This window comes from Hymenobacter sp. YC55 (assembly GCF_029433095.1).
Taxonomy (GTDB): domain Bacteria; phylum Bacteroidota; class Bacteroidia; order Cytophagales; family Hymenobacteraceae; genus Hymenobacter.
Genome location: NZ_JARNTX010000009.1, coordinates 88,221 through 102,318 on the forward strand (window position 1 = coordinate 88,221; position 14,098 = coordinate 102,318).

The following is a 14,098-nucleotide window of genomic DNA, read 5'->3' on the forward strand; positions in this document are numbered from 1 at the left end:
AATTATGCAAGTCTAGAGAAGGATTCCGTACTAACTCTGGGCGATGAGGGCCGTTCCTTTGTAGTGTATTACTAAGCTGTTACTATCCTGATTTCTGGTTCAGAAACAGCTTGTTGCATACCCTTCTCATGGAACCAACCACCAAAACCGAGACCCTCGACATCGAAGGCATGACATGCGCCTCGTGCGCCTCATTCGTCGAGAAGTCGCTAACCCGCACGCCCGGCGTGCAACGGGCCGTGGTCAACTTTGCCACCGAGAAAGCCACCGTTGACTACGTACCGACCCAAGCTAGCCCGGCTACTTTAAAAGAAGCCGTTGTCAACGCTGGCTATGGCGTAGTAGAGCGCGCCCCCAACACGAGCGCGGCCGACCGCCAAGCGGAAATCGACCAGCAGAAAGCGCTAGCGTATCAAAAACTCAAGCGCCGCTTCTCTGTGGCCGTCGTGCTCGCCCTAATTATCATGCCCCTGAGCATGCTCATGCTCTGGCCGGCCATGATGGCACGCGTGAACATGCAGTGGCTCAACTACGGGCTGCTGCTGCTCACCTTGCCGGTCTTGCTCTACAGCGGGCGCGAGTTCTACGTGTCCGCCTGGAACGGCTTTAAGCACCGCGCCGCCAACATGGATACGCTGATTGCCGTGGGTACCGGCGCCGCGTTCCTCTACAGTTTGGCCGCGACCGTAGTGCCCGGCTTTTTCACCCGGCGCGGGCTCATGCCGGAAGTGTATTACGACACTACGGCCACCATCATTGCCCTCATTCTGCTGGGCAAGGTGCTGGAACTGCGGGCTAAAACCCAAACCTCAGCCGCTATCCGCACCCTGATGGGCTTGCAGGCCAAAACTGCCCGGGTGGTACGGTCCAATGGGCAGGAAGTGGACGTGCCTATCGAGCAGGTACAGTTGGGCGACACCGTGGTGGTGCGCCCCGGGGAAAAGGTGGCTACTGACGGCATTATTCAGGAAGGCCACTCAGCCGTGGACGAGGCCATGCTCACGGGCGAAAGCCTGCCGGTGGAAAAGAAAGAAGGCGACCCCGTCTTCGGGGCCACGCTCAACAAAACCGGCTCCTTCCGCTTCCGCGTCACCAAAGTAGGCGCCGACACCATGCTTTCGCAGATTGTGAAGCTGGTAGAAGATGCCCAAGGTAGCCGCGCCCCCATTCAGCGCTTGGCCGATAAGGTCAGCGCCATCTTCGTGCCCACCGTGGTGGTGATTGCCATTCTGACGTTCGTGCTCTGGTTTGATCTGGCGCCGGTGGAAGCACGGTTACCGCTGGCATTAGTCAATTTCGTGGCCGTGCTCATCATTGCCTGCCCCTGCGCGCTCGGTCTGGCGACCCCGACTGCCATTATGGTCAGCACTGGCAAAGGGGCCGAGCACGGGGTGCTGGTGCGCAACGCCGAAGCCTTAGAGAAAGCCTATCAGGTGAACACTGTGCTGCTCGACAAAACCGGTACCATCACCCGCGGCGAGCCAGCCGTTACCGACTTCGTTTCCGGGGAAGGGCAGTCAGTCGGCCAATTGCTGCCTTTAGTGGCCGCCGTGGAACGGCAGTCCGAGCACCCCCTGGCGGAAGCTGTCGTGCGCTACGCCGATGCCCACCAAGCGTTTGCCCTACCGGCCACCAACTTTCGGGCGGTGGAAGGAAAAGGAGCCACTGCTTCCGTCAACGGGCAAGCGGTGCTGATTGGCAACTTCCGCCTGCTGGAAGAGGCAGGCGTGAGTCTGGCCCCTACCTTGCGGCGCCAAGCCGAGGAATTGCTGGCCCACGCTAAAACGGTGCTCTACGTCGCCGTGGACGGGCAGGCGGCGGGCGTAATTGGCGTGGCGGACACTATCCGCGAAACGTCGGCGGCGGCCATCCAACAATTACAGCGCCTCGGTATCGAGGTGGTCATGATGACCGGCGACAACCCGCAAACGGCCGCGCAGGTGGCCCAGCAAGTCGGCATCAAGCGGTATTTCGCCGAAGTACTGCCCCAGGACAAAGCTGGTAAGGTGAAGGAACTGCAGGCCGAGGGTCGGGTAGTTGCTATGGTGGGCGACGGCATCAACGACGCTCCCGCCTTGGCGCAGGCCGATATTGGGCTGGCCATGGGCGGCGGTACGGACGTTGCCATGGAGGCGGCGGGTATCACATTGATGCGCTCGGATTTGCAGGGCGTAGTGACGGCCATTGCCCTATCGCGCCAAACGATTCGCACCATCAAGCAAAACCTGTTCTTCGCTTTCATATACAACACGCTTGGCATTCCCGTGGCGGCTGGGCTGCTCTATCCCTTCTTCGGGCTGCTGCTCTCGCCCATGCTGGCGGCTGGCGCCATGGCCCTGAGTTCAGTGTCAGTGCTAACCAACTCGCTGCGTTTGCGCGGCTTCACTCCCCTTAAGAATTAAGTAGTCATGGATACCGCTGAAATCATTGTTACGCTGAGCGGCCTGGCGTTGGCCGCGTTCGTGGTGTGGTACTTTTTCTTTTCCGCCCGGCAAACGGCCAGTGCCGTTTCATCTTCCAGCGGCGTGCAGGAAGTGGACATCACTGTCAAGGGCGGCTACTCCCCCGACGTGATTGAAGTGGAGCGGGGCAAGCCCGTGCAGCTTAGCTTCTACCGCGACGAGGAAAACAGCTGCTCGGAGGAGTTGCTGATGCCCGATTTCAGTGTTCGCCGCGATTTGCCCGCCTTTAAAACAACCTTAGTGGAATTGATGCCCGACAAGCCGGGCCGGTTCGAGTTTACCTGCGGCATGGGCATGCTGCGCGGCAGTCTGGTTGTCAAATAAGGAATTATGGCAATGATCCACGACGTGAGCCTGACCCACACCCTACCTGCCCCCGGCGCCCACCGGCTGCTAATCAAAAATATGGTCTGCCCCCAATGCATTCGGGTAGTCCGGGAAGATCTCGCGGCCCTAGGCTTGAAGGTGCATCACGTCGCGCTGGGCGAAGCCGATGTAACTACCCCCGACGGGGCCGAGCCCAACTGGGACGCGGTGCGCACCAGCTTGCGGGACGCGGGCTTTGCGTTGCTCGAAGACCCCAAGGCGCAGTTGGTGGAGCAAATCAAAACCCTACTGGTGACGCTGATTCATTACCCCCCGCCCGGTCCCCGGCTGCTGAACTACTCAGCCTACTTGGAAGAGCACCTGGGCCGCGACTACCACCACCTCTCGCACTTGTTTTCCTCCCACGAAGGGCTGACCATCGAGAAGTTTATCATCCGTCAGAAAGTGGAGCGGGCGAAGGAACTGATTGGCTACGGCGAGCTGAGTGTTACCGAAGTAGCCGAACAGTTAGGCTACAGCAGCTTAGCCCACCTTTCGCGGCAGTTTCGGCAGGTAACGGGTCTTACCCCCACGGAATTCCAAAAGCACGGGCCCGCCAGCCTCGCCCGGCGGAGCCTGGATTCGCTGATCTGAACCGCAAAATTATGCAAGTGAGAGCGCCTGAACTGTAAGTCTCAGGTCCGGGCTTACTTGTCCGCCCGGTTGCTTTGGTAGCACCTGGGTTTTGCTTATTTCATAGAAATGGCGACGGTTGTAGCAGCCCCCTGGACCGTGAACTTGCAGTCGTCGAAGGTGGGGACCCGAAAGCGGGGCTTCACGTTATTGGACAAGGCGAAAGGCTCGGTCGGGATGCCCACCATGTTGCGGTCCACCAGGTCGTTTTCGTTCAGATCCTGAGTCAGGGCAATGGCCCACTCCCCGGGCGGCAGTTGAATGGGGTAGACTACCTTGGTGCGGCCGGCGGGCTTGACGTACTTGAGCAGGGTGTAGTGATTGCGGACCAAGAAGTTGGCCTTCACGTTGTAGAAGTACAGCTTGAGCGTGGCCTTGTCGGAGACCAGATTGCTTACCACCACGTTGACGGCAGTTGTTTCGGGGGAAAGCGCAGCCGGGTTAGTTAAGGGCCAAAAAGCCGAGGCAGTCAGCCAGGCAAGAACAGAAAAGGTTGATCCCATAAGTTAAAGGTGAGGGGCAGCTTGAAAAGTCTTCCTACTGGGCGGGCATACATAGGCCTTGCTGTTTTCGTTCCGGTCTTAGGGCAGCAACTGGGGGTCAGCGAAATTATGCAAGCCGGATAGCATGTGCTGTAAATCCCTGCCTTTGGTCAGCCGTTTTGGTAAGCACCTACTTTACTCATAACCTCAACCACGACCTATGAACAAGCTTTTTCGCTTTCCCCTGCTGGCGCTCGCACTCACCTTTGCAACCCTGACCACCTCCTGCGACAACGACGACGAGGGGCTGGAACTGCAGGCCCATGACGATAACATCTTCATGCGCCAAATGCACGAGATGATGACGCAGATGCAAGCAATGACCAAGACGCAGGACCCCGATAACGACTTCGCCATGATGATGAAGATGCACCACCAAGGAGCCATTACCATGAGCCAGGAAGAGCTAAGAAGTGGCTCCGACACGGAAATGAAAGCCATGGCGCAGCAGATTATCGACAAGCAGCAGGCTGAAATCAAGATATTGGATGCCTTTTTAAGCAGCCATCCACCGCAGCAGCCCCCCGTGCCAGCATTTAACATGAAGCAAATGGAGAGCATGGAGCGCATGATGCAAGCCAACGATCTGCGCCCGCTCACCGGCAATATTGACTTTGATTTCGCGCAGCTCATGGTCGATCACCACCGTAGCGCCATAGAAAACTCGCAGGCTGAGATAGAATACGGCCGCACCACCGCGATGAAAGACCTGGCCCACAGTATCATTGACGAGCAGGAAATGGAAATCCAGGAGCTACAAGAGTGGCTGTTGGAACACAAGAAGTACTAATCACCCTATAACCCTATAAGTATACAAGAAAGGCGGCTTTGGGGCCGCCTTTCCTGTTTTGTGGTTACAGTGCCAGACTTAGAGCCTCTTGCTTCCGTGCTGAAGAGATGCCCGACTCTATTAACTTATCATCTATTTGGCTGTTTCATCGTCTTTGTCGGTGCGAAAAGTAATGCAGGGGTCAGGTTTATCGACCAAGCACCAATCAAGTGACATCCCGTTTGTGGAGTTGCACAAGCCATGTAGTCGGGACGAGAGCCGCAGCCAGCAAGCTTCCGTATCGTGTTGCTCTGGATACTTGGTCGCTGCTCGGCAGAATAGTTCATCAAGATCATGGTCGAGCACTGGCATAGTAGGAATGGCTTCAGCTAAGGAGTCAGATACTATGCAATCGAGGTTTTTAGGTTGGAAGGTTGCCTGCCGCATAATTATGCAAGCCGTGAGTTAAAGTATGTAAGTACCTGCTGCGGACAGTTATACTTACCAATTCAACTTAGCACTCTCGGTTTTAAACGGGCCTGAATTGGTCGGCACATTATTGCAATTACAAAAACACAACAACCTTAGCCTATAAAAAGCCCCAATGTGATTTACACCGGGGGCTTTTCCTTAGGATCTGGTCTAGCTCATGGCCAACTCGGCAAAGTGGTGAAATAGATGCTCGTCCTGGCGGAAACGGTCATTTATGGCCAGTGAGCTTTTGCTGTTAAACAGCGCGTAATTTGCGGCGTTGTAGGCCAGCCACAAATTAGCGTCCGTCTGCAAAAGCGTTTCCTCGTAAGCAAGACGCTCTAAGGCAGCGGAGGCTAGCTTCTTGGGGAGTTTGGTATCCGCAAAGAGCTTTTCCCGGTCGCCGGTAACCGCTTGGCGGGAAAGCTGCTTGTAAACTTCGGTGGTCAACGAGTGGCGTTGCTGCACGAACTGCTGAAACGCCTGCTCCAAGTGCTGCTTGAAAATCTGTAGGTTCAGGCCCTTGTGCGCAAACTTGCGCTCCACCAAAATTTCGTGCTCCCGCTTAACCTCGCGCTCTGTGACTTCCACTAACTCATGCTCCTTCTCCTGCTGAATCTTGCGGTGCTTGGTGGGCTTGCCTGCGGCTAACCAGTTCAGGTATTCATCGACGGTATAGTAATCATCGGCCCATCCCATTAAGCCATTGGTGCATACTTCGCGATAGTAGCTCACCCGCATTTTGCTGTGGCTGCTGGTCTGCTCACGCTCCCACTCGGCCGAACCTTGCAACGAGAAGGGCGTTTTGCCGCTGTACGAGTTGTTGATGATTAGGGAGCGAAATAGCCGGTCCCGTACTTTCGAGTTGTCGGTAGTTGCCACGTCGTTGATTTCGTCGGGCATGATGATGGAAAGGCAGAACTCGCCCCGGTCCGTGAAGCTAGCGCGTAAGCTATGGCCGGGTAGCTGCTGCTCGGCCACTTCGCGCACCAGCGTATTTGGTATCAACGTGTACTCGCCGCTTTGCATGGCAAAGATGGTTTTCTGCCCTGGGGTAACTTCTCCGATAACGGCCCGGCTGCGGTCACTTGGCACCAAGTAAGGCTCGTTAAGCAGATTAACCAAGGGGGCAACTTCAATGGGAAAGCAAATCTTATCCCATTCGGTAGCATGGTCGAGAAGGGTGGCTTTGGTGCTCATAGAAAAGGGGGTTAAACTGCGTTGCTGATACTATTTAACGCTTTTCACCTCCTTAATGTTGCAGTTTTTACAACTTTATTTATGTATTTTCTGCATCTTTTTTTCTACCACGGCGGGTACTTTTTTCCCTTTCGTTCTTTTTGCAATTGGGAAATTTGCCAACACTCTTAGTTAATTACATACTAATCTTATTGGCATACGTTTACTTTGTGGTACATCTACCAGGTGATTTATGAGTGATGTTGAGTTAATCCGGGTGCCTGAGCCCGGCCCGAATCCTTTTCTGCTGCCTCTTTTCAGCTACCTAGTTCCGGCTGGTTTTCCCTCTCCGGCCTCTGACCATCTGGAAGGGCTTTTTGATATGAACCGGCTGCTGTTCCGGCATCCTGACGCAACCTATATGCTGCGGGTCGGTGGGGAAAGCATGAGTGGCGCGGAAATTCATACCGGCGATCTGTTAGCCGTGGACAAGCACCTAGAAGCCGACCACGGCCATATCGTCGTTGCCGTTGTGCACGGAGAATGCACGGTAAAGCGCCTGGTGCGCGAAGGGCAAAGCTGGTGGCTTATGCCTGCTAATCCTGCTTTTAAACCCTATGAAATAACCGACACGGACGAGCTGCGCATTTGGGGTGTGGTTACGCATGTCGTGCATGAGCTGATTCCAGGGCGGCTGCAAGCTCTGATTCAAAGTATTGATTAGAGCTATGTTCGGCCTACTTGACTGCAACAATTTTTACGTGAGCTGTGAGCGGGTTTTTCAGCCGCGCTACGAGGGTCAGCCGGTGGTGGTGCTCTCGAACAATGATGGCAACCTGATAAGTAGGAGCGCGGAAGCAAAGGCGCTGGGGCTGAAAATGGGCGACCCCTATTTTCAAGTAAAAGATGTGCTGCAACAGCACAACGTGAAGGTTTTCAGCTCAAACTATGCGCTCTATGGGGATATGAGCCGCCGCGTAATGTATCACCTTCAGCAAGTAGCGCCAGCGGTAGAAATTTACTCTATTGATGAGGCATTTCTAGACCTAGCCGGGATGGAAACCTATTTAGGGAGCCTGGATGCTTACGCCCGCAAAATTCGGGATGGGGTCAAGGCCCGAACGGGAATCCCTACCTGCGTTGGTGTTGCTCCAACCAAGACGTTAGCCAAGCTGGCCAACCGAATTGCCAAGAAAGATGCGGCGCTGGGCGGGGTGCTTTACCTGGATTCACCCGAACGGCGGGCCTGGGCGCTGCGGCAAGTTCCGGTGGGTGACGTGTGGGGAGTAGGGCGGCAATACGCGGCTAAGCTGGCTGCGGCCGGGGTAGATTCTGCTGCCGACCTGGCCCGCGTGTCGGATGCCTGGGCGCGTAAGCACCTGGGCGGCGTGGTCGGGGCACGGCTGGTGCAGGAGCTGCAAGGTCGGCCCTGCGCGGGCCTGCACCCTTCGGAAGATGGTACGCTCAGCCGCCAAAGCATCAGCTGCTCCCGCACCTTCGGCAAGCCCCTGTCTGCCTTTGATGATGTACTCGCGGCCGTGGCGGCGTTCCTCTCGCGGGCGGCGGAAAAGCTGCGGGCGCAGGGCGACATGGCGCATGTCCTAACGGTGTACATCAGTAAAAACCGCTTTGCTGCTAACGTGCTGCCGCCTTATTCGAAGTCAGCTACCCTGACGCTACCCATCGGGCCTACGGCTGATACTACGGTGCTGCTCAGCTATGCCCGCCTCCTGCTCGGGCGGCTGTGGGAGAAGAGCACAGCCTATCATAAGGCCGGGGTGGTGCTCGACGGATTGGAGCCGCCCGGTACTGGCCAGCAGCTAGACTTGTTTGCTGCGGCCCCTGCGGTAAAGCCCATCGAGAAGCCAGCACTCGTTACCAAGCGGCCGGCTTTGATGGCCAGCCTGGACGCACTGAATCAGCGTTTCGGCCGGGGCGCGGTGCAAATTGCTACGGCAATTCCGGCCGCTGGCCACATCAACACAACGAGCGGAAAAACGCCCCCTCCGTGGGAAGGAAAGGCTCAATGGCGCTCACCGGCCTTCACTACTCGGCTGGAAGATTTAATGTTGGTAAATTAATCCTCACGCTTTCGTTATATTACTACCTCATTTCATCTACTCCCCTATGACTACTACACAGTTCAAATTTGGCGTTATTCGCAAAGAGCATCTGTTCACTGACCTGCAAGGGCACAACTTACTAGCTGCACTGTTCTTTCTAGTGCTGAGCTTAGTAGTGCACTCGCTGCCGGCATATGCCCTTTTTATGGGGTTTGGGGGCGTGTGGATGGCTGGCATCTTCGCTAACCGCGAAGTTTTCTACTTCCTCAATACGGTTCTAGTTCTAACTACCTGCTTCCTCGTCTGCCAAATGCCGGTGCAATAATGTTGTATAAACTGCAACTTAAAGCAGGACACTTGCGTAGTGGAAGTATAGATAGTTACTATATTGTGAAGCATACTACATATTACTCTTATGCGTACTTTCCTTATCCTCGGCGCTCTATTCTTCTTTCTACATAGTTCCTGGGCTCCTACTTGGGGGCAATACGTGGCCAATTGGGGGTTGCTTCTCGCGGCTCTTGGTTGGTTGGGTGGCATGAGTTCAAAATCAAAAATTCGTTACCAGCGCAACCGCTACTACGATAACGACTACTACGACCAGCAGCACCGCTAATGTGCTCACCATATAATGAAAAGCCCCCGGCGCTTCGGCTCGGGGGCTTTTTGTTGTCAGCAAGTCGTGCGGGCCTTTATCCCTCTGGTTCTCTTTCTGGCCTTTGCTTAATTCTTCTTGCTTGCCTTTATCCGTCGCCACGCTTCCCGAACATTCCAACCGTCACTTGGGGTATCGTATGCCAGCAGTTCAGGTTGCAACTCAAGTAGGTTCATTACGAAGTGGAAGCCCCATAGACAGATAGCAATGCCGTTGACTACGGTAGTTCCGGTAAAGCCAAATGAATAGAACGCAAATACAGCTGCTGTTAAAGCTCCGCTTAGTGGTCCTGCCAGATTGAAGATGAGTTGCTTAACCGGATGCTTACTGAATGCAACTCCTGACGTAGTTACATAGTGTAGCAAGCTATTGGGCGCAAAATAGAACTCGGTGCCCGCCAGCGTAAACCGTGGCTTTACAGTTTTTTTTCTTAGGTCGGTTGCAATCACAATCCGATGAATACTTAGCCCTACTAGCTTACCAGCTATAGCGTGGCCAAGCTCATGCGCCAGCCCGCTGACTATGAATGAAACGGGGAAAAGAACAAGCAGTAGCAGTATATCGACAAGCATAGAACAAGCTGCTGCATTAGATGCGTAGGCCTCGGCGGCGCTGAGGCGCTGGGCTAGGCTTAGGTGTAGGGGTAGCACAAGAGTAGGAACAGAAACTATCGCTAGGCCCATTCACCAAGCGATGCTTCCCAGGGTGTGAGGGTGCGCAAGGGACGCAGTTGCCCAGCCGCCACAGATTCGGGCAGCGTAAAATCGTAGCGGCCCAGCATATTCACGTGTTCATGCAGCAAGGGCGAGAGGCGGGCCACATCCTCCGGGTTTACGTGCTCCTCCGTTTCCTGCCACCGCTCTAATGCTTGTTGCAAATAGCGCGTATTCCACAGCACCAGGGCGTTTACGACCAGGCCCAGCGCCCCGAGTTGGTCCTCCATTCCCTCGCGATAGCGCTGGCGCAGCTCGCCTTTCTTGCCGTGAAAAACGGCGCGGGCCAGCGCGTGGCGGCCCTCGCCGCGGTTGAGCTGCACCAGGATGCGCCGCCGGTAGGCCTCGTCGTGGACGTAGGCTAGCAGGTAGCGCGTTTTTTCCACCCGGCCCAGTTCGGCCACCGCCCGGCCCAGGCCCGAGAGCGAACCCGCCCGCTGCAAGGTGCGCATTACCGCCGTGGCTTTTACCCGGCCCAATTTAAGAGAGCCGGCCAGCCGCAACATATCCTCCCAATGGTCACTGATGAGCCGGGCGTTGACGACGTGCCGGCTTAATTCATTGAGGGGACCATAATCATCTTCCTTGCTGAGGCGCCAGAACCGTTGGTCGGAGAGGTCTGCTAAGCGAGGGCTGAAGCGGTAGCCCAATAAGGCGAACAGGCCAAAGACTACCTCACTGTAGCCATGGGTATCGGCCATGATTTCGCGCGGGTCCAGGCTGGTTTGCTGTTCCAGCAGCCCGGCCAGGATGAACAGGGAGTCGCGCAGCGTACCGGGAATGACGATGCCGTGGAAGCCGGTGAACTGGTCGCCGGTGAAGTTGTAGTAGGTTACCCCGCGCTGGGAGCCGTAGTATTTGCGGTTCCACCCGGCGTGCAGCGTGCGCACGGGCACGACGAAGCGCATGCCGTCGGCCGAGGCGACTTCTCCGCCACCCCAGGCCTGGGCCAGGGGCAATTGCGCCTGGCCGTCCACCAACCGGGCGTTGGCGGCGGTGAGCGTTTCCACGCGCATGTAGTTTTGCTGCACCCAGGACAAGCGGGGCAAGGTGAGGGCCGGTACCTCGGCCCGCGCCACAGCCTTGAGGCCAATGTTACACGCCTGGGCCAGCAGCACCGCGCAGATGCTCAGTGGTAAATCGGCCGCTTTGCTCTGGCCGTCGGCCACGTGGTTGAAGGCGTCGGCAAATCCCGTGAACGCGTTCACCTCCAGCAGCAACGCCGCTAGTTCCACGTGGGGCAACTGCTGGGTAAGCTGCGTCCGCAACTGCTGCAAGCTTGCGGGTTCTTCCTGGGCGGGGAGCGGGCTTACCCGCACGTAGGGCATGCCGTCGTGCTGCAGCACGTGCAGCGCCGTGTTGTGGGGCAGGGTTTCGCGAACCTCCGCGTAGGCCGACCGCAGCTGCGCTTGGAGCCGCACCAGTTCCAGGGCCGGGTCGAGCGAACGGCCCAGCGCCCGCGCCACCGATTCACGCGCCGCGTCCCAGTCCTCGCCGCGTAGCATTTCCGCGCGCGGGTCGCCGTAGCGATCACTCGTCGTCACAAACACTTCCCGACGGCGCAACGCTTGGTGTAGGCGGTCCAGCACGCAGAGCGTGTACGCGGCGGGGTTCACCTCGTCTCGACTGGCAAACACCTGCCGCGCCCAGCTTTTGGGCACAAAGGTGCGGGGAGCAGTCCCCCATTTGGGCCGGCACCGGCCGCCTGCTTCCTGGGCTCGTAAAAAGTACCAGGCATCGAGCAGGGGTTTGGCCGAGGGGGAGCCTTCCAACGCAATTCCGTTCAGCAGGGCCGGCAGAAACCGGCGTACGGTCGCGTAGCTACCACTCAGGGCTTGGAACCGGGGGGCGTCGGCGGGACTGGCCAGCGCCTGCACCGTCTCGGCTGCTTCTCGCAAGGAGGCTTCGCCAATGCGGCTCAGTACCTGTGCCCGAATCTGGGCTTCGGGCACGGATTCGTCGAGCAGCAAGCGCACGGCTTGCTCCAGCACCAGCGCCGCCTGGTCCAAATCCTTCAGGGAGCGCAGCCGCTGACGGCGGCGCTTGGTTTCGCCCCGCAGGGCGAGCGCTGTCAGCAGCCCGTCGAAGAGGTCGAGCACATCGTCGGTGGCCGTGCGTTCAAGGGCCTGGGCGAAGGCCAGCAGGGTAGCCAGGCGGCGTTCTTCTCCCATCCGCGCCAACGTCTGCCCCCAGGCTACTTGGGCGTGGCGGGCCAGCCGCACCACTCGGGCTTCGGGCAGGTCGTGCAGTGAAATGCTCCCTACGCCGAGGACGCGCACGTGCTCCAGCCGTCCCAACGCGGCCACCAGAGCGGGGCCGGAAACGCGGGTCGGCGCGGTGCGCAACGCTTCCAGTCGGGTGAGTCGCTGGCCAGGCGGTACCAGCAACAGCGATTCCAAGGCCTCTTGCTGTACCGGGTTCAACCGGTTGCGGAGTTGGTGGTACAGGTGACGGCCCGTACGCTCGCGGACCCGCGCAATCAGGCGGGCCAGCACCGTCACGCCGGGCAGCACGACGCGCTGGGCCACTAGATGCGCGGTCGCTAAATCAAAGAGCACACTGGGCCGCACGGTGCTGGTGAGGACCTGCGCGTAGAGCCAGCGCGTGAGGCGGAATACTTGCCGGCCCCCATAGGCCGCAAAGCCCAGGTACGCCACAATGCGGGCCTGGTGGTCGGAGAGCGTATTCGGGCGGGTATACCGCGCAGGCCACGCGTCAGTGCCTACCTGAAGCTGCTGCGCCAAGGTGGCCACCACGACGGCCGGCACCTGGGTAGGGATGGGCAGAAACGTGCCTAAAAACCGGAGTGTACACAACTGCACAGCACACCCGAGTTGGGTGTACGACCGGCGGTAGTCGGCCAGAAACTGTAGGTCCTGCGGACTCAGGTAAAAGAAACGGGCCAGTTGTTCCGGGCTAGGGTCTGTCTGGTAGCGCCCATAGCGGGCCGCCTGCTCGTCGCTCAGAAATTCTACCGGCATTGTCCTATAGTCGCGTGTCCCCGCTGGCGGCGGCCCTATTCGGGCCAGTCGCTTGCTTCCCGCTCGGTCTGGTAAGCTGGCCGAACCTCGTGTGAAATAAGCAGCTGGCCCTTTTCATTGCTCGCCCCAGACCGACAGGTTTCAGGATACAACCGGCACCGGGTCTGCCCGTTAGCTGATGGTGCGGTCGCTGGTGGTGTAGTTGAGCATCCAGCCGGGGTATTCAGCTGGCAGTTGGCTGACCTCTTCGAGATGGCGCAACTCCTCCGGCGTGAACGTCACGTCCACGGCGGCCAGGTTGGCGTCGAGCTGCTCGGGCTTGGTAGCCCCCATGATGACGCTGCTTACTACCGGCTGGTGCAGCAGCCAGGCCAAGGCGAGTTGGGCCACCGTGGCGCCTTTGGTTTCGGCCAGCGGGTGTAGCACGTCGAGGACATTGAAGGCCCGGTTGCGGTCGACGAGGGGAAAGTCGAGCCGGTCGCGGCGGCCGCCTTCCTGGTTTTGGCCATCGCGGGTGTACTTGCCTGAGAGCAGGCCACCGGCCAACGGGCTCCATACCAGTAGGCCCACCTTTTGGTCAAGTAGCAGCGGTACCATTTCGCGCTCCAGGTCCCGGCCGGCGATGGTGTAGTAGGCCTGCAGCGAGGCGAAGCGCTCCAGCTGGCGGCTATCGGCCGTGGCCAGGGCCTTCATCAGCTGCCAGGCGGCCAGGTTGCTGGCCCCAATGTAGCGCACCTTGCCCTGGCGCACGAGGTCATCGAGCGCCCGCAAGGTTTCGTCCAGCGGCGTGAGCGGGTCGTAGGCGTGCAGCTGGTAGAGGTCGAGGTAGTCGGTATGCAGGCGCTTGAGGCTGGCTTCGGCCTGCTGCATGATGTGTTTGCGCGTAAGTCCTACCTCATTGGGGCCTTCGCCCATTTTGCCCCGCACTTTAGTGGCCAGCACCAACGAGTCGCGGTCCAGGCCTAGGTTGCGGATGGCCTGGCCGGTAATTTCCTCCGACAAGCCCTCGGAGTACACGTTGGCCGTGTCGATAAAGTTGACCCCGGCGGCCACGGCCCGGCGCAGCAACTCATCGGCGGCCGTCTGGTCGAGGGCCCCGGTGACGGCCGAACGGCCTTTGCCGCCAAAGGTCATGGTGCCCAGGCACAGGGCCGACACCTTCAGGCCGGTCTGGCCCAGCAAGCGATACTGCATACGACGTAGCGCCGGGGAAATGTAGCACCCGGCCGTGCAAAGGTCCGGCGCACCTGCTGGGGCTACATAA

Annotated in this window: 13 protein-coding genes; 8 read left to right on the top strand and 5 right to left on the bottom strand. The window is 58.3% G+C overall.

Features of this window, described 5'->3' with window-relative positions; genetic code table 11:
* Positions 1 to 128 precede the first annotated feature (128 nt).
* Genes P1X16_RS29345 through P1X16_RS29355 form a run of 3 tightly spaced genes read left to right on the top strand, consistent with a single transcriptional unit; the run spans position 129 to position 3,422 of the window.
* Positions 129 to 2,402 carry a heavy metal translocating P-type ATPase gene (locus P1X16_RS29345; protein ID WP_089334280.1) on the top strand — a complete coding sequence of 758 codons (2,274 nt, stop codon included), beginning with the start codon at positions 129 to 131 and terminating at the stop codon, positions 2,400 to 2,402.
* 6 nt (positions 2,403 to 2,408) lie between these two features.
* Positions 2,409 to 2,786 (top strand): cupredoxin domain-containing protein, encoded by a 378-nt coding sequence (locus tag P1X16_RS29350; RefSeq protein WP_089334281.1) that lies wholly within the window; start codon positions 2,409 to 2,411, stop codon positions 2,784 to 2,786.
* A 6-nt stretch (positions 2,787 to 2,792) separates the two neighbouring features.
* Complete coding sequence (locus P1X16_RS29355) at positions 2,793 to 3,422, top strand: AraC family transcriptional regulator (RefSeq protein ID WP_245855406.1); 630 nt, start codon at positions 2,793 to 2,795, stop codon at positions 3,420 to 3,422.
* A 95-nt stretch (positions 3,423 to 3,517) separates the two neighbouring features.
* On the opposite strand, the gene P1X16_RS29360 is transcribed toward P1X16_RS29355, so the two are convergent.
* A complete protein-coding gene (locus tag P1X16_RS29360) occupies positions 3,518 to 3,964 on the bottom strand; it encodes a DUF2141 domain-containing protein (RefSeq protein ID WP_089334282.1) in 447 nt (148 codons plus the stop codon).
* 199 nt (positions 3,965 to 4,163) lie between these two features.
* On the opposite strand from P1X16_RS29360, the gene P1X16_RS29365 reads away from it, so the two are divergent.
* Complete coding sequence (locus P1X16_RS29365; protein ID WP_089334283.1) at positions 4,164 to 4,793, top strand: DUF305 domain-containing protein; 630 nt, start codon at positions 4,164 to 4,166, stop codon at positions 4,791 to 4,793.
* A gap of 621 nt (positions 4,794 to 5,414) precedes the next feature.
* On the opposite strand, the gene P1X16_RS29370 is transcribed toward P1X16_RS29365, so the two are convergent.
* A complete protein-coding gene (locus P1X16_RS29370) occupies positions 5,415 to 6,443 on the bottom strand; it encodes a hypothetical protein (protein ID WP_089334284.1) in 1,029 nt (342 codons plus the stop codon).
* Positions 6,444 to 6,675: 232 nt separating this feature from the next.
* Between P1X16_RS29370 and umuD the strand changes: the two genes are divergently transcribed.
* The 4 genes from umuD (at position 6,676) to P1X16_RS29390 (ending at position 9,101) form a co-directional block, all read left to right on the top strand.
* On the top strand, positions 6,676 to 7,146 hold the full coding sequence (umuD, locus tag P1X16_RS29375) for a translesion error-prone DNA polymerase V autoproteolytic subunit (RefSeq protein WP_089334285.1): 471 nt from the start codon (positions 6,676 to 6,678) through the stop codon (positions 7,144 to 7,146).
* A gap of 4 nt (positions 7,147 to 7,150) precedes the next feature.
* On the top strand, positions 7,151 to 8,503 hold the full coding sequence (locus tag P1X16_RS29380; RefSeq protein WP_277236355.1) for a Y-family DNA polymerase: 1,353 nt from the start codon (positions 7,151 to 7,153) through the stop codon (positions 8,501 to 8,503).
* Positions 8,504 to 8,549: 46 nt separating this feature from the next.
* Positions 8,550 to 8,810, top strand: a complete 261-nt coding sequence (locus tag P1X16_RS29385) for a hypothetical protein (RefSeq protein WP_089334392.1) — start codon at positions 8,550 to 8,552, stop codon at positions 8,808 to 8,810.
* Positions 8,811 to 8,900: 90 nt separating this feature from the next.
* Entirely contained in the window at positions 8,901 to 9,101 is a 201-nt protein-coding gene (locus P1X16_RS29390; protein WP_089334393.1) for a hypothetical protein, read from the top strand.
* A gap of 107 nt (positions 9,102 to 9,208) precedes the next feature.
* Here P1X16_RS29390 and P1X16_RS29395 read toward each other — a convergent pair whose 3' ends face one another.
* From P1X16_RS29395 to P1X16_RS29405, 3 genes are all read right to left on the bottom strand, one after another.
* On the bottom strand, positions 9,209 to 9,712 hold the full coding sequence (locus P1X16_RS29395) for a M50 family metallopeptidase (protein ID WP_179225613.1): 504 nt from the start codon (positions 9,710 to 9,712) through the stop codon (positions 9,209 to 9,211).
* 101 nt (positions 9,713 to 9,813) lie between these two features.
* Positions 9,814 to 12,834 carry a Tn3 family transposase gene (locus P1X16_RS29400; RefSeq protein WP_277236358.1) on the bottom strand — a complete coding sequence of 1,007 codons (3,021 nt, stop codon included), beginning with the start codon at positions 12,832 to 12,834 and terminating at the stop codon, positions 9,814 to 9,816.
* A 171-nt stretch (positions 12,835 to 13,005) separates the two neighbouring features.
* Complete coding sequence (locus P1X16_RS29405) at positions 13,006 to 14,028, bottom strand: aldo/keto reductase (protein WP_089334396.1); 1,023 nt, start codon at positions 14,026 to 14,028, stop codon at positions 13,006 to 13,008.
* Between the last annotated feature and the right edge of the window lie 70 nt (positions 14,029 to 14,098).

Excerpts from the sequence above, each read along its gene's own strand:
- P1X16_RS29385 (WP_089334392.1), top strand. The coding sequence starts at position 8,550 with ATGACTACTACACAGTTCAAATTTGGCGTTATTCGCAAAGAGCATCTG.
- P1X16_RS29345 (WP_089334280.1), top strand. The coding sequence starts at position 129 with ATGGAACCAACCACCAAAACCGAGACCCTCGACATCGAAGGCATGACA.
- P1X16_RS29365 (WP_089334283.1), top strand. The coding sequence starts at position 4,164 with ATGAACAAGCTTTTTCGCTTTCCCCTGCTGGCGCTCGCACTCACCTTT.
- P1X16_RS29355 (WP_245855406.1), top strand. The coding sequence starts at position 2,793 with ATGGCAATGATCCACGACGTGAGCCTGACCCACACCCTACCTGCCCCC.
- P1X16_RS29390 (WP_089334393.1), top strand. The coding sequence starts at position 8,901 with ATGCGTACTTTCCTTATCCTCGGCGCTCTATTCTTCTTTCTACATAGT.
- umuD (WP_089334285.1), top strand. The coding sequence starts at position 6,676 with ATGAGTGATGTTGAGTTAATCCGGGTGCCTGAGCCCGGCCCGAATCCT.
- P1X16_RS29370 (WP_089334284.1), bottom strand. The coding sequence starts at position 6,443 with ATGAGCACCAAAGCCACCCTTCTCGACCATGCTACCGAATGGGATAAG.
- P1X16_RS29380 (WP_277236355.1), top strand. The coding sequence starts at position 7,151 with ATGTTCGGCCTACTTGACTGCAACAATTTTTACGTGAGCTGTGAGCGG.
- P1X16_RS29350 (WP_089334281.1), top strand. The coding sequence starts at position 2,409 with ATGGATACCGCTGAAATCATTGTTACGCTGAGCGGCCTGGCGTTGGCC.
- P1X16_RS29400 (WP_277236358.1), bottom strand. The coding sequence starts at position 12,834 with ATGCCGGTAGAATTTCTGAGCGACGAGCAGGCGGCCCGCTATGGGCGC.
- P1X16_RS29405 (WP_089334396.1), bottom strand. The coding sequence starts at position 14,028 with ATGCAGTATCGCTTGCTGGGCCAGACCGGCCTGAAGGTGTCGGCCCTG.
- P1X16_RS29395 (WP_179225613.1), bottom strand. The coding sequence starts at position 9,712 with ATGCTTGTCGATATACTGCTACTGCTTGTTCTTTTCCCCGTTTCATTC.
- P1X16_RS29360 (WP_089334282.1), bottom strand. The coding sequence starts at position 3,964 with ATGGGATCAACCTTTTCTGTTCTTGCCTGGCTGACTGCCTCGGCTTTT.